The 17,706-nt window shown below is 61.6% G+C and carries 17 protein-coding genes; 8 read left to right on the forward strand and 9 right to left on the reverse strand.

The genetic code is table 11. The annotated features are described in order from the left end of the window. Together V5B40_RS24425 and V5B40_RS24430 are read right to left on the reverse strand one after the other, a co-directional pair. On the reverse strand, window positions 1-869 hold an 869-nt coding region (locus V5B40_RS24425), incomplete at its 3' end, for a DUF1538 domain-containing protein (RefSeq protein WP_332356975.1). Between the two features lie 212 nt (window positions 870-1,081). Then, window positions 1,082-1,399, reverse strand: a complete 318-nt coding sequence (locus V5B40_RS24430) for a hypothetical protein (protein WP_332356976.1) — start codon at window positions 1,397-1,399, stop codon at window positions 1,082-1,084. 432 nt (window positions 1,400-1,831) lie between these two features. Here V5B40_RS24430 and V5B40_RS24435 point away from each other — a divergent pair, with 432 nt between their 5' ends. Further along, a complete protein-coding gene (locus V5B40_RS24435; protein WP_332356977.1) occupies window positions 1,832-2,602 on the forward strand; it encodes a hypothetical protein in 771 nt (256 codons plus the stop codon). 62 nt (window positions 2,603-2,664) lie between these two features. On the opposite strand, the gene V5B40_RS24440 is transcribed toward V5B40_RS24435, so the two are convergent. Both V5B40_RS24440 and V5B40_RS24445 read right to left on the reverse strand, forming a co-directional pair. After that, window positions 2,665-3,138 (reverse strand): YiaA/YiaB family inner membrane protein, encoded by a 474-nt coding sequence (locus V5B40_RS24440; RefSeq protein ID WP_169066318.1) that lies wholly within the window; start codon window positions 3,136-3,138, stop codon window positions 2,665-2,667. 212 nt (window positions 3,139-3,350) lie between these two features. Next, window positions 3,351-4,568, reverse strand: a complete 1,218-nt coding sequence (locus tag V5B40_RS24445) for a toxic anion resistance protein (protein ID WP_169066317.1) — start codon at window positions 4,566-4,568, stop codon at window positions 3,351-3,353. Window positions 4,569-5,332: 764 nt separating this feature from the next. Here V5B40_RS24445 and V5B40_RS24450 point away from each other — a divergent pair. Together V5B40_RS24450 and V5B40_RS24455 are read left to right on the forward strand one after the other, a co-directional pair. After that, window positions 5,333-5,734, forward strand: coding sequence for a bacteriohemerythrin (locus V5B40_RS24450; protein WP_332356978.1), 402 nt, complete (start codon window positions 5,333-5,335; stop codon window positions 5,732-5,734). A 175-nt stretch (window positions 5,735-5,909) separates the two neighbouring features. Further along, window positions 5,910-7,472 carry an acetolactate synthase large subunit gene (locus tag V5B40_RS24455; protein WP_332356979.1) on the forward strand — a complete coding sequence of 521 codons (1,563 nt, stop codon included), beginning with the start codon at window positions 5,910-5,912 and terminating at the stop codon, window positions 7,470-7,472. Window positions 7,473-7,552: 80 nt separating this feature from the next. Here V5B40_RS24455 and V5B40_RS24460 read toward each other — a convergent pair whose 3' ends face one another. Then, window positions 7,553-7,714, reverse strand: a complete 162-nt coding sequence (locus tag V5B40_RS24460) for a hypothetical protein (RefSeq protein ID WP_332356980.1) — start codon at window positions 7,712-7,714, stop codon at window positions 7,553-7,555. Between the two features lie 530 nt (window positions 7,715-8,244). Here V5B40_RS24460 and V5B40_RS24465 point away from each other — a divergent pair. Next, on the forward strand, window positions 8,245-9,348 hold the full coding sequence (locus V5B40_RS24465; protein WP_332356981.1) for an EAL domain-containing protein: 1,104 nt from the start codon (window positions 8,245-8,247) through the stop codon (window positions 9,346-9,348). Window positions 9,349-9,354: 6 nt separating this feature from the next. Here V5B40_RS24465 and V5B40_RS24470 read toward each other — a convergent pair whose 3' ends face one another. Together V5B40_RS24470 and V5B40_RS24475 are read right to left on the reverse strand one after the other, a co-directional pair. Beyond that, on the reverse strand, window positions 9,355-9,510 hold the full coding sequence (locus tag V5B40_RS24470; RefSeq protein ID WP_332356982.1) for a hypothetical protein: 156 nt from the start codon (window positions 9,508-9,510) through the stop codon (window positions 9,355-9,357). Window positions 9,511-9,851: 341 nt separating this feature from the next. Further along, a complete protein-coding gene (locus V5B40_RS24475; RefSeq protein ID WP_332356983.1) occupies window positions 9,852-10,793 on the reverse strand; it encodes a LysR family transcriptional regulator in 942 nt (313 codons plus the stop codon). A 595-nt stretch (window positions 10,794-11,388) separates the two neighbouring features. On the opposite strand from V5B40_RS24475, the gene V5B40_RS24480 reads away from it, so the two are divergent. Together V5B40_RS24480 and V5B40_RS24485 are read left to right on the forward strand one after the other, a co-directional pair. Beyond that, window positions 11,389-12,786, forward strand: a complete 1,398-nt coding sequence (locus V5B40_RS24480) for a DUF3300 domain-containing protein (protein ID WP_332356984.1) — start codon at window positions 11,389-11,391, stop codon at window positions 12,784-12,786. Window positions 12,787-12,828: 42 nt separating this feature from the next. Next, complete coding sequence (locus tag V5B40_RS24485; protein ID WP_332356985.1) at window positions 12,829-13,791, forward strand: DUF2950 domain-containing protein; 963 nt, start codon at window positions 12,829-12,831, stop codon at window positions 13,789-13,791. A gap of 87 nt (window positions 13,792-13,878) precedes the next feature. Here the strand turns inward: V5B40_RS24485 and rlmD are convergent, their stop codons facing one another. Continuing rightward, window positions 13,879-15,186, reverse strand: coding sequence for a 23S rRNA (uracil(1939)-C(5))-methyltransferase RlmD (rlmD, locus tag V5B40_RS24490; protein ID WP_332356986.1), 1,308 nt, complete (start codon window positions 15,184-15,186; stop codon window positions 13,879-13,881). Window positions 15,187-15,467: 281 nt separating this feature from the next. Here rlmD and V5B40_RS24495 point away from each other — a divergent pair, with 281 nt between their 5' ends. Together V5B40_RS24495 and V5B40_RS24500 are read left to right on the forward strand one after the other, a co-directional pair. Next, entirely contained in the window at window positions 15,468-15,947 is a 480-nt protein-coding gene (locus tag V5B40_RS24495) for a hypothetical protein (RefSeq protein WP_332356987.1), read from the forward strand. 140 nt (window positions 15,948-16,087) lie between these two features. After that, complete coding sequence (locus V5B40_RS24500) at window positions 16,088-16,999, forward strand: DMT family transporter (protein WP_332356988.1); 912 nt, start codon at window positions 16,088-16,090, stop codon at window positions 16,997-16,999. A 124-nt stretch (window positions 17,000-17,123) separates the two neighbouring features. Here V5B40_RS24500 and V5B40_RS24505 read toward each other — a convergent pair whose 3' ends face one another. After that, window positions 17,124-17,627 (reverse strand): DUF4351 domain-containing protein, encoded by a 504-nt coding sequence (locus tag V5B40_RS24505; RefSeq protein ID WP_332356989.1) that lies wholly within the window; start codon window positions 17,625-17,627, stop codon window positions 17,124-17,126. Between the last annotated feature and the right edge of the window lie 79 nt (window positions 17,628-17,706).

The raw sequence follows: 17,706 nt of genomic DNA on the forward strand, positions 1-17,706 counted from the left end.
ACCGCCGTAGTGAGCACGGCAAGAACCGGGAAAACCGACGCCAGGGTGACGATTCCGAAACCCGACAACGGGTTATCGCTACGTCCCGTCGAGGCCGCCACACCAACCCCGACCGCCAGCACCAGGGGCACGGTGACCGGGCCGGTAGTTACCGCGCCGCAGTCCCAGGCAAGACCGATGATCGACGCCAGTTCGGGCTGTTGGGCGCACCAGGCGGTCAGCCCAAGAGTCAGCGGCATGATCAGCAAGATCATCGTCTTGAGCTTCCAGCCGAACATCGTGCGCAGCATCCCGATGCTCACCGCCAGACCGACCCCGCCGGCGATGGCCAGAACCAGCCAGTGGGAATAGGGGCCGAGCAGTTGGCGCAGCCACGGCGAGCGCTCGGGAGAAATGGCGCTGGCCGCTGCCTGTAGCGCCCCGATGGCCGGTTCGGCAAAAGTCGCCGCAACCCCCAGCAGCAGGCTGAACGAGAGCAGAACAGCCGGGTTCGTCTTGCCCGGCATCTGGAAGCCGACGTTCTCGGCGAGGGGCATCAAGCCGATCTTGACCCCTTCCATGAAGAACATCAGACCGATGATCACGGCCAGGATGCCGAGCGCTACGGAATCGGCGTCGAGCAAGGAAGTGCGCAGCGCGAGGGCCTGAAAACCGATCAGCATCAACGCCAGCGGCACGACTGCACGCAGTTGTTCGCTGAAGCGCACAGAAACGTAGGGTGTCAGCAAACGGTGCAGATCGATGGCCCGCAGTGGGGGACGTTTGGGCTGTAGGCGCTCGGCGTCGAGAAGCGCAGCGAAGCTGATCTGTCGTTTGTGGCGCTGTACGGCGCCAAGATAGACGCCGTAGCGTAACTTGCGTTCTGCCAATGTTCTTCCTCCCACGCCAATCTACCATAGAAGAAGCGATCACGTTCGCGGCCAGTCGTTCCTCACCAAGGTCCTGCGCCGACTGTCCAAACGGTCATGACATGTCGAGACGCCCCTGATGATGCCTGTCATGACGTTTCCCCGCCACTTGCAGTGCGCCGGCACGGTCAAGCTTTCCCTCACGGGCAAGGGCGACCGGCGGCGCCCGTCGCTCAAAGCGCGTCCTGGACAACGTCCGCCTTGCTCGCGCACTGATAGCTCGTCGTACAACTGCTGAGCGAACAGACGCTCTCGGTCTTGACAGCCAGCTGCTTGCGCTCGGCGCACAGACTTTCGGCGCGGGCCCGAACGTCCGCGATGGCCTTTTCCGAGTTCGGGTGATCGAAGAGCAGAAAGTTGGTATCGTCACCATAGCTCAAGAGCCGGCTATCCGCGCAACTCGAGAGCAGGAGGACCAGCAGCAGCGCGCGGCTGGGCCTCGACTTGCTAACGGTCATGACAATCGAAACACCCCAGATCATGAAAGTCATGACCGTTTTTCCTCTTCCCCGATTCTTCTCCCGCGAGGGGAGAAGGGAGGTTTGTGAGTCGCTTGCGCGACTTTCACATTAAGCAGGCACAGGAAATTCAAAGCAGACTCCAAGAATAAGACTGGCCATGATGGCGACAATCGAAACACTATACACAAACGCCAAGTTCATGCCGAGCGCCTCGCCTGGCTCACCCCCATAGAGGCGAGCCAGCCACCGCTCACCGCCGACGCCCGACCGCGGCCGGTTTCGCAGCCCATGCTTCAGGGCTGGCCAAACGCCGCCGCTGCCAGCAGCTTGAGTTCACGGCCAGACGAAATACAATGGGTGGCGCAACAAGCCACGCTCACCCACGCCTTGACGGCTTCACTCACCCGATCCCAGGCATGCGGGGAGGCAGATTCGCCAGTTGCCTAATCGCAAGAAGACTTTATGGCAGATCAGAAGAAATGGGTCAGCGGCAGCTTGCCGAAGCGGGGCAGCGCAAGAACTGCCAAGCCGGCGGCGTATGGGGCGGCAGTCACCGAGCGTCTGCTGCGCACGCAACAGCGACGGACTGTCGGGCGTCCTCTGGCGACCGCGATTGACCGCGAAGCCGACGCCGGTAGAGGCCTGCGGCCGGCACTCCTGTCGATTCCCGGACTGATCGCCATGGCCATCGGCGTGCTGGGAGGTCTCCTTGCCACCGTGCAGGCAAGCCTGCCGCTTGCCGGACTGGCGATCGTCTCCTTTGCTGGCGGCCTAGGGCTGGTGATGCGTGCCAGAGCGGCACGCCGCGGACGTTCCGGAAAAGCGGCGGACATCAGCAAAGACGCCGCCAAGCTGGATACCTTTCTCGCCCAGGTAGCCCCCAGACTTCCGCATGATGCAGCGCGATCCCTTGCGGGCCTGAAAGAAACGCTGGCGAGAGCGGTCGACGTGCTGGCGAACGAGCAAAAAGCCCTGGTCGTACCCGTCGAAGAGCAGTTTTTTGTCAGAGAGATCATCGCCCGCTACCTCCCCGATATGTGCCGGCACTATCTGTCCGTGCGCGATGCCAGCAAGGGCCTGAGCGTCAGGCCGGGCGAAAAAACGCCCGAGGAATCGCTACAGAATCAGCTGGATGTCCTGCATGGCCGCTTGCGAAAGGTGCTCGAGCTTGCCGCGGCAGACGAAGTTCGCAAACTGGCTAACCACGAGACCTTCATCAACAGCAAGCGCTAGTCGCATACCACTGGGTCAGGAAGCGTCGCCAGGCCGGCACCCGTCTGGCGATGAGACGGCGTCTATCGTTCCACCGCAGGCGCTTGATCGTCGGCAAACAACAAGGCCTTCTCCGTGCTCGACGATTCGAGAATATCGGCTTCCTGCTTGTCACGAACCAACTTGGCAAGGGTGAAGGCGGCGCTGACCAGAAACAGCCAGCTGACGACCATGTAGCTCTTTTCCCAGGTGCCAATTTTCATCCGAAAGAGGCCCCATGCAGTGAGCACGACGGCGACGAGGAAGCCGATCCACACGGTCATGATCCAGGGGGTGGTATCGACACGCTCGTCGCGATTGTCGCGGATCATCTTGGCCAGCGTAAATGCTGAAAAGAGACAAAAGAACAGGCCGATGGCCAGAAAAGCGCGATCGAGCTCTTCGCTGGGCATGCTCCATACGCCGATCGCACAGGCCAAAGCGGCAATCGAGAAGGATAGCCAGACCTGCAAATTCCAGGCCGAGGTGTCACGCCGAATCAGGTAGTGCTGCGTCATTTGTGTTTCCCCTTAGGCGGTTGCCGGAAAAGAACGTATCAGATTGCGCCGGATTTTCGGTCGGCTTCAAGGCGCGACAACAGGCGCATAGTCGAACTATGTAACTGTTGTCGCAACACAGAAGGCGGGCGAAAAGACAAGCAAGGTGGTATGTTATTTGACAGAAATCGCCTTATCAAGACCACCGACGAGTGCAAGGGCGACGAAATCTTCTACAGCCTGACCGGCCCTTCCAGGCCAGGGCTACCCAGCGCGCGGATTTGCTCCTGGCGTGACTTGTCCAGGTAAGTCTGCGCTTTGGCCAACTGGTCGCGCATGACAGCATTGTTCTGACCCATCACCTCGAGCGCTCGACTGCGGAAGTTGTCCATCGTATCCATCGCCTTGAACGTCAGGGCGAACATTTCCTTGAGTTTCTCGATCCCCAGCAGCGGGCTGCCACCGAACGCCGCGCTACGTTCGACATGGTTATTCAATTGTTTGCCGGTTTCGACAATCATGTTCTCGATGGTGCTGTTCACGCCGGAAAGCATGTCCATGACCTTGACCTGATTGCCCGTAGCGCGCGCCACCGTCTGCGCCACGGCCAGTGCCGACAGGCCCGTGGTGGCAACCCGCTCGCAACCGTTGATCAACTCGCGGCAAGTCTTCTTGAGCACATCCATGGCCAGATAGCCGTTCACACAAACGGCCATCTGGGTGAGCATGTCCTGCAGATTCTGCCGCGCAGAGTAGAGAACTTCCTGCTCCAGCGCCTTGGCGCGCTCCGGATCGCTGCTTCTGGCCGCGGCAACTTTCTCTGCCAAGCGGCCGTCAAGCTGTTCGGCAAAACGTATCGAAGCCTTCAGATGCTGCATGGCTTCCCATAAGCTGACCCGCGTAGCATCGATGTCGATGCCGTCGCGCTGCAGGTCGTCCCGGGCCGCGTAGATCTGGCGCATGGCGGTCTGCAGCTGCTGACTGGCACTCTGGAATCTGCGGAAATAGGCTTTCAGCTTGTCGCCGTAGGGAATCATTCCGAGCAGCTTGTTCTGCGAAAGCAAATCGCCTTCCTTGCCGGGGTCAAGCTCGTCAAGATGCCGGCGCATTTCGCTGATCGCCTTGAATGCGGTCGAATCCTCCATACCGACCATGTTGCGCGCCATGAAGCGTCCGCTCATCAAATGTGCGGTCGCGGCGATTTCTTCTCTGCCCAGGCGGAACGCCGAGTCGACCTTTGCCCGGAACGCGTCGCTGTGCACATCTTCGCTGAGCAAGGCACTGATGAAACGCTCGACCTGAGCATCGACCGCGTCCGCGAGTTCCGCCGGCAAGGACGTTGCCTGCGAGGCGCGTTGTTCATCGACCAGCTTGATCGGTTCCGGCGGCGTCAGAACGAATCCCGGCTCGTCCGTTTTAGAGGTTTCGGACCCACTCGTCGAAGCAACCATCTGCCGGTCTCCACAAAGGGAAAATCGTGAACCATCGGGCACCGCCAAAACCGGAAGCAGGTCCCTGACAGGGGGACCTGGCCGATGCAATCCGCTTGGCATGATATCAGTTTTCCTTCGAAGCCACCCCCAAGCGCAACTCGAAACCCACAGCCACGGCGAATTCGTTCCCCCACTGCCGTCACGCCGAAACATGCCCTGGCAATATCCGTGGTCGCCCTGCAGGCGAAGCGTCGGTTAGGGGGAAGTGCGGATGGCGACTCAGGGAAGATGCCCATCCCGTCGCAATTCCGATAACGCCACACGGCTTCGACGGTCTGATAAGCCTCCTGCTGTCGTCGATTCTCGTTTAATGTGAAAGTCGCGCCAGCGACTCACGAAACTCCCTTCTCCCCTTGCGGGAGAAGGGGCAGGGGAAGAGGGGAAACGGTCATGACTTTCATGATTTGGGGTGTCTCCACGTGTCATGACCGTTAATGTGAAAGTCGCGCAAGCGACTCACGAATCTCCCTTCTCCCCTCGCGGGAGAAGGGTCGGGGAAGAGGGGAAACGGTCATGACTTTCATGATCTGGGGTGTCTCGATTGTCATGACCGTTAGAGCTACCATTGCTCTAGCCTCCTCCATACGCGACTTGAATCATCGGCAGCTTATGGAAGCGACTTTTTAGCGGTACACTGTCTCGCGCCTGCATCCTTAGGCCAGCGCGATTACTTTTGTCAAAGCCCCCTCTCGGGTTCTGTTATTTATCTCAGGAGAAGAATTATGAAAGATATAGTTTGGGACAAAATACTAAGCGTTGGGGTCGACGAAATAGATGACGATCACCGTAAGTTGGTTGATATTTTCAACCTGCTCAATCATTCCGTAATGGACGAGGAGCCCCAAGATTATATCGCGGCGATCTTGGAAGAGCTGATCAATTGTACGGTTTGGCACTTCAGCCACGAGGAACGCTTGATGCTCAAGCATCGTTATGAGGGAATTGAAGAACACCAAGCGGAGCACCAGGAATTGATTCAGGGCGCCAGGGAACTACAGCAAGCAATCCTTCAAGCGGACAAATATGTGGTGGACGAACATATCGAATTTCTGGAGCGCTGGTTAACCGAGCACATACTCACCACCGACTTGCGACTAGGCTCTTATCTTTCCCAAGTGATGTAGACATCGCTTAGCGGGGGCGGCCGAAAAGCATTTCAATTCAGGCTGCCTGCGCTACAAAGACAGAGCTTGCGTCAATGATTCAGGGAGAGAATCTCCATACAAGGCGTTTTCTGTCAAAAGGCAAGCAAGATGGCATGCTCTTTTCCGGCCATCGTCTTAGAGGAGTGCGAAATTCATGAATGGAGCGCAGGCGCTGATCAAGACGCTGCTGGAGGGTGGCATCGAGGTTTGTTTTGCCAATCCCGGCACGTCGGAAATGCAGTTGGTTCAGGCGATCGACCAGATCCCTGGGATACGGCCGATTCTGGTCCTTTTCGAAGGGGTCGCAACCGGTGCTGCCGATGGCTACGCACGCATGGCGCGCCAGCCGGCGTGCACCTTGTTGCATTGCGGACCCGGCCTGGCCAATGGCGTGGCGAATCTGCACAACGCGCACAAGGCCCTGAGTCCGATAGTGAATGTGGTCGGCGATCACGCCACTTATCACCGGCGCTACGATGCGCCGCTGACGTCGGACATCGAAGCAATCGCGCGACCGGTCTCCGACTGGTTGCACAGTGCCGCGACCGCGGCCGACCTGCCACGCCTGGGCGCAGAAGCGGTCGCCGCTGCGGGCGGTGTGCCGGGCAAGATTGCGACGCTGCTGGTGCCTGCCGACAGTGCCTGGAACGAGTTGCCTGCGGATTACCTGCCCCCGCTTGCGCCCACTCTGCCCACACCGAACGCCCTGCCGACGCTCCCCTCGATGCAGGTCGATCGAGCAGCAAAAGCGCTGCGGCAAGCCCACCAGCCGGTCTTGCTGCTGGGCGGAGAAGGCCTGCTCGGCGAAGGCGCGACGCTGGCCGGGCGAATCGCCGCCGCGTTGCCGCTGCGTCTCCTGGCGGAAACTTTCAATCGCCGTCTGGAGCGCGGCGCAGGCCGCGTACCGATCACCATCCTTCCCTACTTCGGTGAAGATGCGCTCGCAGTGCTGGCTGGCGCCGATCTGATGGTTCTTGCCGGTGCCAAACGCCCCGTCGGCTTCTTCGCCTACCCGAACAAGCCGAGCGTGCTGGTGCCAGCAGCTTGCCAGGTGCTGACGCTGGCGGGCCCCGCCGACGATGTCGTGGCGGCCTTGAGCGCGCTCGCCGACGCGCTGCATGCGCCGGCTCAGCCGCGGCTGCTGCAGACTGCGGCCGATCTTGTGCCAGCCACCGGCGTGCTCGATGGCCGCGTCGCCACAAGCGTCATCGCGCGCTGCCTGCCCGAAGGTGCGATCATCGTCGACGAAGCGATTACCTGCAGCCGCTTCGCACAACTGGCCAGCGTGGGCGCGCCGGCGCACGACTGGCTGCAGCTGATGGGAGGTTCGATCGGCAACGGACTACCGCTCGCCGTCGGCGCCGCCGTGGCCTGCCCGCAGCGCCGGGTGATTTGCCTGGAAGGTGACGGCAGCGCGATGTACACGCTGCAATCGCTGTGGACCATGGCCCGCGAAAAGCTCGATGTAATCAACGTGATTTTCGCCAATCGCAGCTACGCCATTCTGAACATCGAGTTCGAGCGCGTCGGCGTCGGCACGCCTGGCGCACGCGCGCTGTCGATGCTTGACATCGGTAATCCCGCGCTGCGCTGGACGGATATCGCACGCGGCATGGGGATCCATAGCGAGCGAGTGGAAAGCGCCGAAGCGTTCGAAGCCGTTTTCCGTTCCCTGCTCGAGACCCCTGGCCCGGCGCTTGTTGAAGTGCTGATCTAAGCGACGACGGCGTCAGGAGTTGCGCTTCTGACCCGGCGACCAGCGCATCGAGAAGGCGACAAAGCGCGGAATCCAGCCGCTCAATCCAACCGCTCAAAGCGATTCAACGGACCGGCAGTGAGCGCAGGATGTTTGCCGAGGTATTGCGCGAAGGCGTCCACGTCCATCATGCCGGTGCGCCGTTCCCGACCCTGCAAGAGAATGCTGAAGTTATCGCCGCCACCGGCCAAATAGCGGCTCACGGTCGCCCGCTAGTCGACGCGCGGATCGAGCGGCGTTCCGCCCCGCGGTGGCAGGAGTACAGGCGCCCCGATCCAGGGCCGTCGAAGTGGCTTACGTGGGATGCTGCTTTTCTTGCGTGCTCGCCACCAAGGCCACAGCGCGGGCGATCATCACCCCCTTCCACCTTGGCCGCGTTTTCGTCGGTAGTGTGCGACAGAAGCACGGACTTCAGTTGCACCATCATGTGCTTGCATGTCGGTTTGGTTTCGCTGCTGGAACGTTATTCAGGGGCTACCAGGCCCAAATGCGAGATTGCCGCCGCTTGATGAAGGGCACTATACTCTCGTTGCTAGCGGCCCGAACTTGGCCACACCGGGCTTACTGAACGCCGACGGCTTGCGTGTTGTCAGCGCCAAGCGCACGGCGAGCAACTGCGTGCCGATGGTGTTCAACCGATTTGACGATCGACGATCTGCCACTCAGACCCGAGTTTTTTTGTCTTGTGGCTTATTTTAATATGATCTGGTAACGGTACAACAGGAGCGATGCTTTGGAAAAGCAGTGGTCTTTGGAAGCTTTCGGAACAGACGACGCCCGTGCCGACTTCGTGATTACCAAGCTGCCTTGTCGAATCGGCCGTGGCAAGGAGAATGACCTGGTGATTCCGAACCTCGGGCTGAGTCGTTTCCATGCAGTGCTGGTCCGGGACATCAGTGGTAAAATTCGACTCGTCGACGAAAACAGTACCAACGGCACCTTCGTCAATCGTCATCGAATCGAAGGTTACTGCCTGCTCAACGCTAACGACACCATTCATTTTGCCAGTGCCGAGTTCAAGCTGCACCTGCATTTTGTTGATCACCGCATCATGCAACCATTCGACGAGATGAACACCATGCTCATGTCACGAGTTATCTCGTGGTCGGAGTGTTTTGCGCCCAATGAGTCTGAATTTGACGAACTGCTCATGGGCCGCGGCCTGTCTGGCGCCGTCCAGCCCATCGTTGATGCCCATACACGGCAGATTGTCGCCTATGAGTTTCTTGGTCGTGCGAATCATCCGCAGTTGCCAAAAACGCCGATCGAACTCTTTAATATGGCGGAGTCGATGGGTCGTGAGATTGATCTGAGCCAGGCTTTCCGCGAATTTGGACTTGACAAGATGGCTCCGCACGTCAAGGACAAGGCCCTGTTCATTAGCGCACACCCCAAGGAAACATTCAGCGGTATTTTTCTGGATTCACTCGAACGTCTTCGCAAATCTTCACCGGAACTCGATATCGTCATCGAGATTCACGAATCAGCAGTGACCAACATCGCCAAGCTGCGGGAATTTGCAGGCCGCCTAAGGCATTTGAAAATCCGCTTTGCATACGACGATTTTGGCGCCGGGCAGGCGCGTTTGCTGGAACTGGCCGACGTACCCGCGCACTTCGTGAAGTTTGACATAGCCTTGATTCGCGACCTGCACAAGGCTAGTGAACGTAAGCGGCAAGTCGTCAGGGATTTGGTGCAAATGGTTCTGGCGACGGGTGCCGTGCCGCTCGCTGAGGGTGTGGAGGATGAAGAAGAAGCACAACTCTGTACCGCCATGGGCTTTCAGTTGATTCAGGGTTACCTTACAGGCAGGCCAATCCCTGAAGATTCGCTTTGATGTTCGTCACGTGAATTCCCTTTGGGTCAACCAGAAACGGTAGATGTCGGTTACCGCCTGCGGCAGGCCTTCCTCGCATTCGGCTTCGACTTGCGCGCGTTCTGCGCCTTGAGGCCATTCTTCGCCGCTTTCGTTCCCTTCGTCCCAGCCTCGGTCAGGCACCACGCCTTCCTTCGCTCGCGCCGTTCATGGGATATGTGACGCCGTCAGCTCCTGGAGAGCGGCGGACGTAACAGACCTACCGATGCGATTCCTCCAGACGCCTTAACTACGTGCCTCAGCGCCAGCCGGCGCTGGCAATCCCGAGCCAACTCCGCATCGTTCTAACGGTCATGACATGTCGAGACCCCCCTGATGATCAAGGCCATGACCGTTTTCCCTCTTCCCCTGACCCTTCTCCCGCGAGGGGAGAAGGGAGTTTCGTAAGTCGCATTCGCGACTTTCACATTAAACGGTGCAAAATGGCCGATTGCACTCATTCGGCATGTTTTTACAACAGCCCTTCAGGGTGCCTTCGGAATGAGTGCCGCGCCCAGCCAGGCGTTTGTCGTGCAGAGGTTCTTGGTCAGATCTGGGGTGAGTCGGGCGACGGCGGTGGCGGCAGCAGAGAGCGGGATATGCTTCGAGGCGCAGAGCGCCAGACGGCGCGTGAGCGTCGGGTTGTCGACGGGAACGGCACACAGCGTGCCGGCCGCCAGTTCGTGCTGCAAGGGCATCACCGGCAGCAGGGTGTGACCGAGGCCGGCGAGCAAAGTCGTGCGCAGGATGCTGACCGAGCTGATGTCGGCGATGACGTTCGGCCCCGCTAGCCCATGCGCGCGCGCCGCCGCCTCGATGATCGGGCGCACGCCGTGTGGATTGGCGGGCAGGATCAAAGGCAGCAGCAGAGCCTGCTGCAAGCTCACCGCCGCCTGCGGGCGATCCGCTGCCGAGGCGGGCGAAATCAAGGCCAGAGCTTCGTCGAGCAGGTACTCGCAGGCAAACTCGGCGATGCTGCCGTCGTCGAACAACAGGGCCAGGTTGATCTGGCCGCTGCGCAGTTGCTGGACGAGGTTGCCTGTCAGCTCTTCCGTCAGTTCGAGTTCGACCTTCGGCAAGTGCTGGCGGACGGCCTGCAGTAACGGCAAGGCCAGTGCATTCGAGGCACTGTGCGGTACGCCGAAAACGACCTTGCCGCTCGGATCGCCGGCGTTGTTGCGAACGCTGGCGATGGCGTCATCCACCTGCCGGAGGATGGCCGTGGCGTGAGCGAGGAAGATGCGGCCGGACTCGCTGAGTTCGACCCCACGCCGCGAGCGGTGGAGCAGGCGCGTCCCCAGCTCTGCTTCGAGCTGCGCGAGCTGATGGCTGAGCGCGGACTGGGCGACGAACACCTGCTCGGCCGCCTTCGAGAAGCTGCCGTGCTTGGCAATGGCCACGAAGTATCGCAACTGGCGGAGTTCCATGGTGACGCAATGGTACACGTTCAATCGTAATTCGAGATACGACTATCTCCATTCAATGTTTTTCAGATGCGCCGTGTTCGGGTCTAATAGGGCCATCTGACCAACGCGAACACCTGCAGCCACCCGCTGCCAGAACCCAGGCCCACCCGGCCACCGTTCGCCGAGGAAACACTTTCTACAGAAAGTGGGATCGCAAGGCTCTCAAGCCCGAGCCTGCTGACGGAAGCCGAGCAAAGGCCCGCATATGGCGGGCCTTTGCTGTTTCTGCGCGCATCGCTCCCGTTGGCGTGAACACTTCCGTGAGACCATTTGGCGTCGCCGCCCTGTCGACTGCGCGGGGGCCAGCGGCAATGGCAGGACGGGCGGTGGTCATGGCGAACGACGTGAAGCGATCCAGGAGCAAGGTTTGTCGCGGCGAGCCAGCTTTCATGGCCGTGCCTGCAAGCTTCACTGGTCGACTTGGCAAGCCCCCCCCGCAACGGATAAGCTAGACGAGCTAGTGGCTCGCCTGGCGGGCGCATCCTGCCCAAGCACAGTTGTATGTAACCCTTGTCGCTTCGCTCGTAAATCGTTGTTTTGTACCCGAGGATCCTTGATGAACTCAAAAACCTCCCGATCCTGTGCGCTGCTTACAGCACTGATATTCGCGCTTTCCCCGACGCTGGCCCAACAAGCGCCGTCAGCGCCGCTAGCCGAGCCAGCGTCGACCAGTGCGGCGCAGCAAAGCTTCTCGCAGGAAGACCTGGACCGGCTTCTGGCGCCCATTGCCCTCTATCCGGATGCGCTGCTGGCGCAGATCCTGATGGCTTCGACCTACCCGCTCGAAGTCGTCGAGGCGGCACGCTGGTCGAAGGCCAACCCCGAGGTCACCAACGAGAAGGCGCTTGAGGACGCAATGGCCCAGCAGCAGTGGGATCCGGCGGTCAAATCGCTGACGGCGGTACCGGAGGTCCTCAAGCAGATGAACGACAACCTCAGCTGGACGCAGAAACTTGGCGACGCTTTCCTCGCCCAGCAGGCGGCAGTGATGGACACCGTGCAGTCGCTGCGCGCCAAGGCCGATGCCACCGGCAACCTCAAGACGACGCCGCAGCAGGTGGTCAGGACCGAGACACAGGGCAGCCAGACGATCTATGTCGTCGAGTCGCCAAAGCCGGACGTGATCTACGTACCCACTTACAATCCGAGCGTGGTCTACGGCAGCTGGTGGTATCCGACACCGCCTTACACTGTCTATCCGCCGGCCTACGTCTATCCACCCGGCCTGGTCTTCGCCACCGGCCTGCTCGTTGGCGCCGCAATCTGGGGAGGCTGCAACTGGGGCTGGGGCCGCGGCTCGGTCGACGTGAACGTCAATCGCTACAACTCGTTCAATCGCAGCAACATCAGCAACAAGAACTGGAATCACAACGTCAATCACCGCCGCGGTGTCGCTTACGGGGACAGGAACGTGGCGCGCCAGTACAACCGTGGCAGCAACGCCGCCGCAGCCAAGTCGCGCGAGAACTTTCGCGGTCGCGCCGAAAGCGGGCGCTCGGAGCTCAAGGGCATGGATCGCAAACAGCTGAACGATCGCGTTCAGAACGCTGATCGTGGCGCTAGGGCAGCGACACGCGACAAGACCGCCGGTGCCGGTGCCGGTGCCGGTGCCGGCGCTGGCGCTGGCGCTGGCGCTGGTGGCAGAGGAGCAACGGCAAGCGACCGCATGCAGGGCGGCGGCGGAGCGCGAGCATCGGCAAGCAACCGCATGCAGGGTAGCGAAGCACGGTCGACGGCCAGCAACCGCATGGCTGGCAGTACCGCGCGCAACAATGCGAGCAGCAGCGCGAGGGGTAGCGGTTTCTCGGGCGCCGGCAACGGACACTCGACACGCGAAGCCAGCCAGCGCGGCAACGCCAGCCGCGCACAGATGAGCAACCGCGGCGGCGGAGGTGATCGTGGTGGCGGTGGTGGTGGACACCGTGGCGGTGGGGGTGGCGGCCGTGGTCGCTAAGCAGCCCTGCCCCCCACCCCCACTTCTGCGGAGAACAAAACGATGAAACTCAAGCACACGCTCAAGACACTCGCTGCCGCCCTGTTGATCGCGACAGCTCCCCCGACCTTCGCCGCGACAGCCAGCAAGGCTGCGCCGGCGCCGAAAAAAGTCATCAGTGCTTTTGCAACGCCTGACGATGCCGCCATGGCGCTCGCGGCGGCGGTCCGCGCGCAGGATGCGAAAGCACTGCTGGCGGTCGTCGGCCCGAACTCGGGAAGCTGGCTTTTCAGCGGCGACAGCGTCGCCGACCGCGCGGACTGGAAGAAATTCCTGGCCGCGTACGATGAGAAGCACGGCATCAGCAAACAGGCGGATGGCCATGCGGAGCTGGTCGTCGGCGACGACGACTGGTCCTTCCCGGCACCGTTGGTGCACAGGGAAGACGGCTGGGTTTTCGACGCCGATGCCGGACGAGAGGAGATCACCAGCCGGCGCATCGGCCGCAACGAACTTGACACCATCCAGACCTTGCTGGCGATCGTCGATGCGCAGCGCGACTACGCCGCCGACGATCTCGACGGTAACGGATTCAACGACTACGCACGCCGTTTCGTGTCGACCAAAGGCAAGCGAGATGGCCTTTTCTGGCCGGTGCAGGAAGGGCATCCGGAGAGTCCCCTGGGGCCACTGATCGCCGAAGCCACGGACGAAGGCTATGCCGTCAAGCAGTCGAAAGCCAAGCGTTATGAGCCAAAGCCCTTTCACGGCTATCTCTACCGCATGCTGACCGCCGAGGGCGAGAACTCCCCGGACGGCGCCTACAACTACCTCGTTGCTGACAAGATGATCGGCGGTTTCGCCGTTGTCGCCTACCCCGCCAAATACGGAGTGTCAGGGGTGATGACTTTCCTCGTCAACCACAATGGCGTGGTCTACCAGAAGGACCTCGGCGATGACACCGCGCCTGCGGCCAGCACGATGAGCCGTTTCAATCCCGACTCCAGCTGGACGGCAGTGCCCTAAACCAGGCGCGCACAGTTGCCGGCATGACGACTGACGACGATAGACGATAGCCATGCCGCGCCGGGTGCCGCCGGGCGATTCTTGCCGCTATCTCCCTGGCGGACGCTCGAAAAGGGCGATCGACTCGACGTGCGAAGTGTTGGGAAACATGTTGACCACGCCCGCGCCACGCAAGCGGTAGCCCTTCTGGCTGACCAGAATCGCCGCGTCGCGCGCCAGGCTCGGCGGACTGCACGAGATGTAGACGATGCGCCGTGGGCCGTCAGCGGCCAGTGACTTGACCAGCTCCAGCGCCCCGTCGCGCGGCGGATCGATGAGCATCCTGTCGAGCCGGCCAAAGGCGGCAACGCTCTCGGCAGTCGCCGCGAAGAGGTTGGCAACACGATACTCAACGCGTCCATCGAGTCCGTTCGCCGCCGCATTCTCGGCCGCCCGGACGACGAGTTCAGGGCTTCCATCGACGCCGAGAACCTGCGCGCCCGAACGGGCGATGGCCAGCGAGAAGTTCCCCAGCCCGCAGAACATGTCGCCGATCCGCTCGCCGGACCGCGGTTCCAGGAGACTCACTGCTCGCCGCACGAGCACGCGATTGATCGCCGGATTGACCTGCGTGAACTCGGTCGGCGAGAAGAAATGCTCGACACCGAAGTCGGGCAGCAGATAGGAAAGCGGCGGCCCCTCCTGCGGATGGAAGCGGTAGGCAGTTGCCGGCCCCTTCGGCTGCAGATAGAAGACGACCCCGTAGCGGTCGGCAAAGTCGCGCAGCCGACCCTCGTCATCCGCACTCGGCGCTTCCAGAACGCGCAGCACGAGAGCCGTGACCCGCTCACCAACGGCGACTTCGATCTGCGGCAGGCGATCGCGGATCGAGAGCGCTCCGATCAACTCGCGCAGCGGCAACAACATCGCCGACAGATGTGGCGGCAGTACCTCGCACTGCTGCATATCGGCGACGTAACTGCCTCGCCGCTCGCGAAAGCCGACCAGCACGCCGCCTTTCTTGGCCACGAAGCGAACCGACAGCCGCGCGCGATAGCGGTAAGCCCATGTCGGACCATGAATCGGCGCGTACAGCTGCTCCGCACTGATCTCGCCAAGATGGCGCAAATGGTCTTCGAGCAAGCGCTGCTTCGCCGCCACCTGCGCACTGGCATCGAGATGTTGCATGCTGCAACCGCCACAGACGCCGAAATGCGGGCAGCGCGGCGTCACACGATCCGCCGACGGATCGAGAACACGCAGCGTCCGCGCCTGTTCGTAAGTCGGTTTGCGGCGATGAACGGCGTATTCGACGCGCTCGCCCGGCAAGGCGCCGGCGATGAAAACCGTCGTGCCGTCGACCACGATCAGCCCGCGCCCCTCGTGGTCCAGCGAGTCAATGGTTCCGGTGGGCATGCTCTCTATCCGCAAAATAACGGGCGATTCTACCGCAACGGCAATGACTTATCGGAAGACCACGACAAGGAGAGCCACTCGCTTGCAGCCCGCTGGATTCCCTCACCCGATGCACCAGGTCAGCAAGCTAAGCAAAGTCGGCGATCACGGCCCCGCGCCGCCGAGGACAATCGGCAATGGCTTGCCTAGGTGGCGGCAAGCCTGCTATCTTCGCCGGCGAATGACCTGAAAGATGGCTTGCCATTTGACAGAAATCGCCCAAGGCACGCGGAGTACTGCTGATGACCAGTCGCCTGCTCACCACCTGGACCGAACACGACAGCGCGCTACAGGAGATCCTGGACCTGTCGCCAAAGAGCTTGCTGATCTTCGACGAAGACCTGTCACCCCTCAAGCTTGAAAACCCGGCCAGAATTGCCGCCCTGAATCGTCTGCTGAGCTCCCGGCAGCAAGGCAGTCAACTGACGATCGTCGTTCAGAAGACCGAGTTCGTCCGGCAATACAGCCCGCAATTGATGAAGCTGTTACGCGTCTATTCGCCGACCCTGCAGATCATCCACGCGCCACCACAGCTCGAAGCGCGAAAGGACTCGCTGCTGATCGCCGATGACAAACACGCCCTGGTGCGCTTCCACCGCGACCACGCCCGATCCCGGCTGATTACCGACGATGTCCAGGAGTGCAAGTCCTACCGGACGCGCTTCGACGAGATCCTCGGCGAAGGTGGCGACCCGATCAGCGCGACCACGCTCGGACTGTAAGCGGGTAAGCGCCGCGCCAGCGTCTGCCAAGGGCGGCCGACCACCTGGCGCCGATCTGGCGAGTCCGCCAGGCACTTCACGAGTGCGGCGAAGACTGCCAATTCGGCTACACTTGCCGGCTTTTCCCGGAAACCTTCACCTTGACTCGCGCCCAGGCCAATCTGCTGCTGCTCGCCGTCGCCCTGATCTGGGGTTCGGCTTTCGTCGCCCAGGCCGAAGGCATGGCCGGCGTCGGGCCGCTGACCTTCACCGGCATCCGCTTCCTGCTCGGTACCGCCGTCATCGCCCCGCTCGCCTGGCGCGAGTGGCGCCAGCTGTCGCTACGCCAGGCGCAGCCGCTGCCCACCGATGCCCTCGGCATCAGCGCCCTGGGTGTGCTGCTGATGCTTGGCGCCGTCTTTCAGCAGATCGGCATCATCAGCACCACAATCACCAACGCCGGCTTTCTCACTGCACTTTACGTGCCGCTGGTACCGCTGCTCGGCTGGCTGCTGCTGCGCACACCCGCGCACTGGTCGGTGTGGCCGACGTCGATCGGTTGCCTGATCGGCACCTGGCTGCTCTCCGGCGCGCAGGGCTTCGAGCCCGTCGTCGGCGACCTGTGGGTGATGGCCAGCAGCATCTTCTGGGCCCTGCATGTAATCTTTGTCGGACGCATCGCCGAGCGCCTGCACGCGCCGTTCCTGATCGCCAGCGGGCAATTCCTGGTCTGCGGTGTCATCAGCCTGCTTTGCGCCGTGCTCAGCGAAAGCATCACCGTGAGCGGAGTCGTGCAGGCTGCTCTGCCGATTGCCTACGCCGGCCTGGTGTCGGTGGGCATCGGCTACACCACGCAGGTGGTCGCGCAAGGCTATGCGCAGCCCGCCGACGCGGCGATCATCCTCTCCGCCGAAACCGTCTTCGCCGCCCTGTTCGGCTTCCTGCTCATGGGTGATCGGCTGCACGCCAACGGCATCGCCGGCTGTGCGCTGATCCTGGTGTGCATCGTCGCCGTCCAGATCGCGCCGCTGGCCGCAGCCGGCAGGCAAGCGCTTGCCCGGCGAGCGCAATAGGACGGAAAGCGCGGAAAGACCATCCCCATCTCGCGACGAAGGGCATCGAGGTGGTTGACGTTGTCGTTGAGGACGATGCCGTCGATAACGCACCAACCGTGGAGTCGATCGCCTTCTCGGCCGCTCAAGCACCGTCTGCAAAAACATCGTCAAGATTGGCCGCATCGAGCACTTCTAAACCCCACCTATCGAGCTGAGCAGGACTGGCCTGCGCCAGACGTTCCGCGACCCAAGCCGGCAGCGCCCCAAAACGGCGCGCGAGTTGCTTTTGCAGCAGGGCTGCCTCGCCCTGTTGCATGCCCTCCTGGCGACCTTCCTGGCGACCTTCCTGGCGACCTTCCTGGCGACCTTCCTGGCGACCTTCCTGGCGACCTTCCTGGCGACCCTCCTGGCGACCCTCCTGCAGGCCCTGCTGCCGCCCCTCACGCAGGCCATCCTCTTTCCACTGTTTGGTCCATTCGTCGACGGTTTCTGCGAGCATGGTATCGATCTCCTGTAATTCCTTGACTTCGGGTATTTCCTGCCCGGGCATCAGCCGGCGAAGGACTACGCGGTTGATCCAGACGACGAAAGCGCGGCGCAGACTCGCGTATTGCGGCCCCTGCAAACGCTTCTGCAGCAGCGACACCGCTCGCCGCACGTCCGCCGGCGCGCGGCTAGCTTCGAGACGAATGATACCGGCGACGGTGTTCTCCGTGTCGGTCAGC

The organism is Candidatus Accumulibacter meliphilus (assembly GCF_036625345.1).
Lineage (GTDB): Bacteria > Pseudomonadota > Gammaproteobacteria > Burkholderiales > Rhodocyclaceae > Accumulibacter > Accumulibacter meliphilus.

Bases quoted from the DNA above. Each gene is read 5' to 3' on its own strand.
- V5B40_RS24430 (WP_332356976.1), bottom strand. From the start codon at position 1,399: ATGACTTTCATGATCTGGGGTGTTTCGATTGTCATGACCGTTAGCAAG.
- V5B40_RS24435 (WP_332356977.1), top strand. From the start codon at position 1,832: ATGGCAGATCAGAAGAAATGGGTCAGCGGCAGCTTGCCGAAGCGGGGC.
- V5B40_RS24440 (WP_169066318.1), bottom strand. From the start codon at position 3,138: ATGACGCAGCACTACCTGATTCGGCGTGACACCTCGGCCTGGAATTTG.
- V5B40_RS24445 (WP_169066317.1), bottom strand. From the start codon at position 4,568: ATGGTTGCTTCGACGAGTGGGTCCGAAACCTCTAAAACGGACGAGCCG.
- V5B40_RS24450 (WP_332356978.1), top strand. From the start codon at position 5,333: ATGAAAGATATAGTTTGGGACAAAATACTAAGCGTTGGGGTCGACGAA.
- V5B40_RS24455 (WP_332356979.1), top strand. From the start codon at position 5,910: ATGAATGGAGCGCAGGCGCTGATCAAGACGCTGCTGGAGGGTGGCATC.
- V5B40_RS24475 (WP_332356983.1), bottom strand. From the start codon at position 10,793: ATGGAACTCCGCCAGTTGCGATACTTCGTGGCCATTGCCAAGCACGGC.
- V5B40_RS24480 (WP_332356984.1), top strand. From the start codon at position 11,389: ATGAACTCAAAAACCTCCCGATCCTGTGCGCTGCTTACAGCACTGATA.
- V5B40_RS24485 (WP_332356985.1), top strand. From the start codon at position 12,829: ATGAAACTCAAGCACACGCTCAAGACACTCGCTGCCGCCCTGTTGATC.
- rlmD (WP_332356986.1), bottom strand. From the start codon at position 15,186: ATGCCCACCGGAACCATTGACTCGCTGGACCACGAGGGGCGCGGGCTG.
- V5B40_RS24495 (WP_332356987.1), top strand. From the start codon at position 15,468: ATGACCAGTCGCCTGCTCACCACCTGGACCGAACACGACAGCGCGCTA.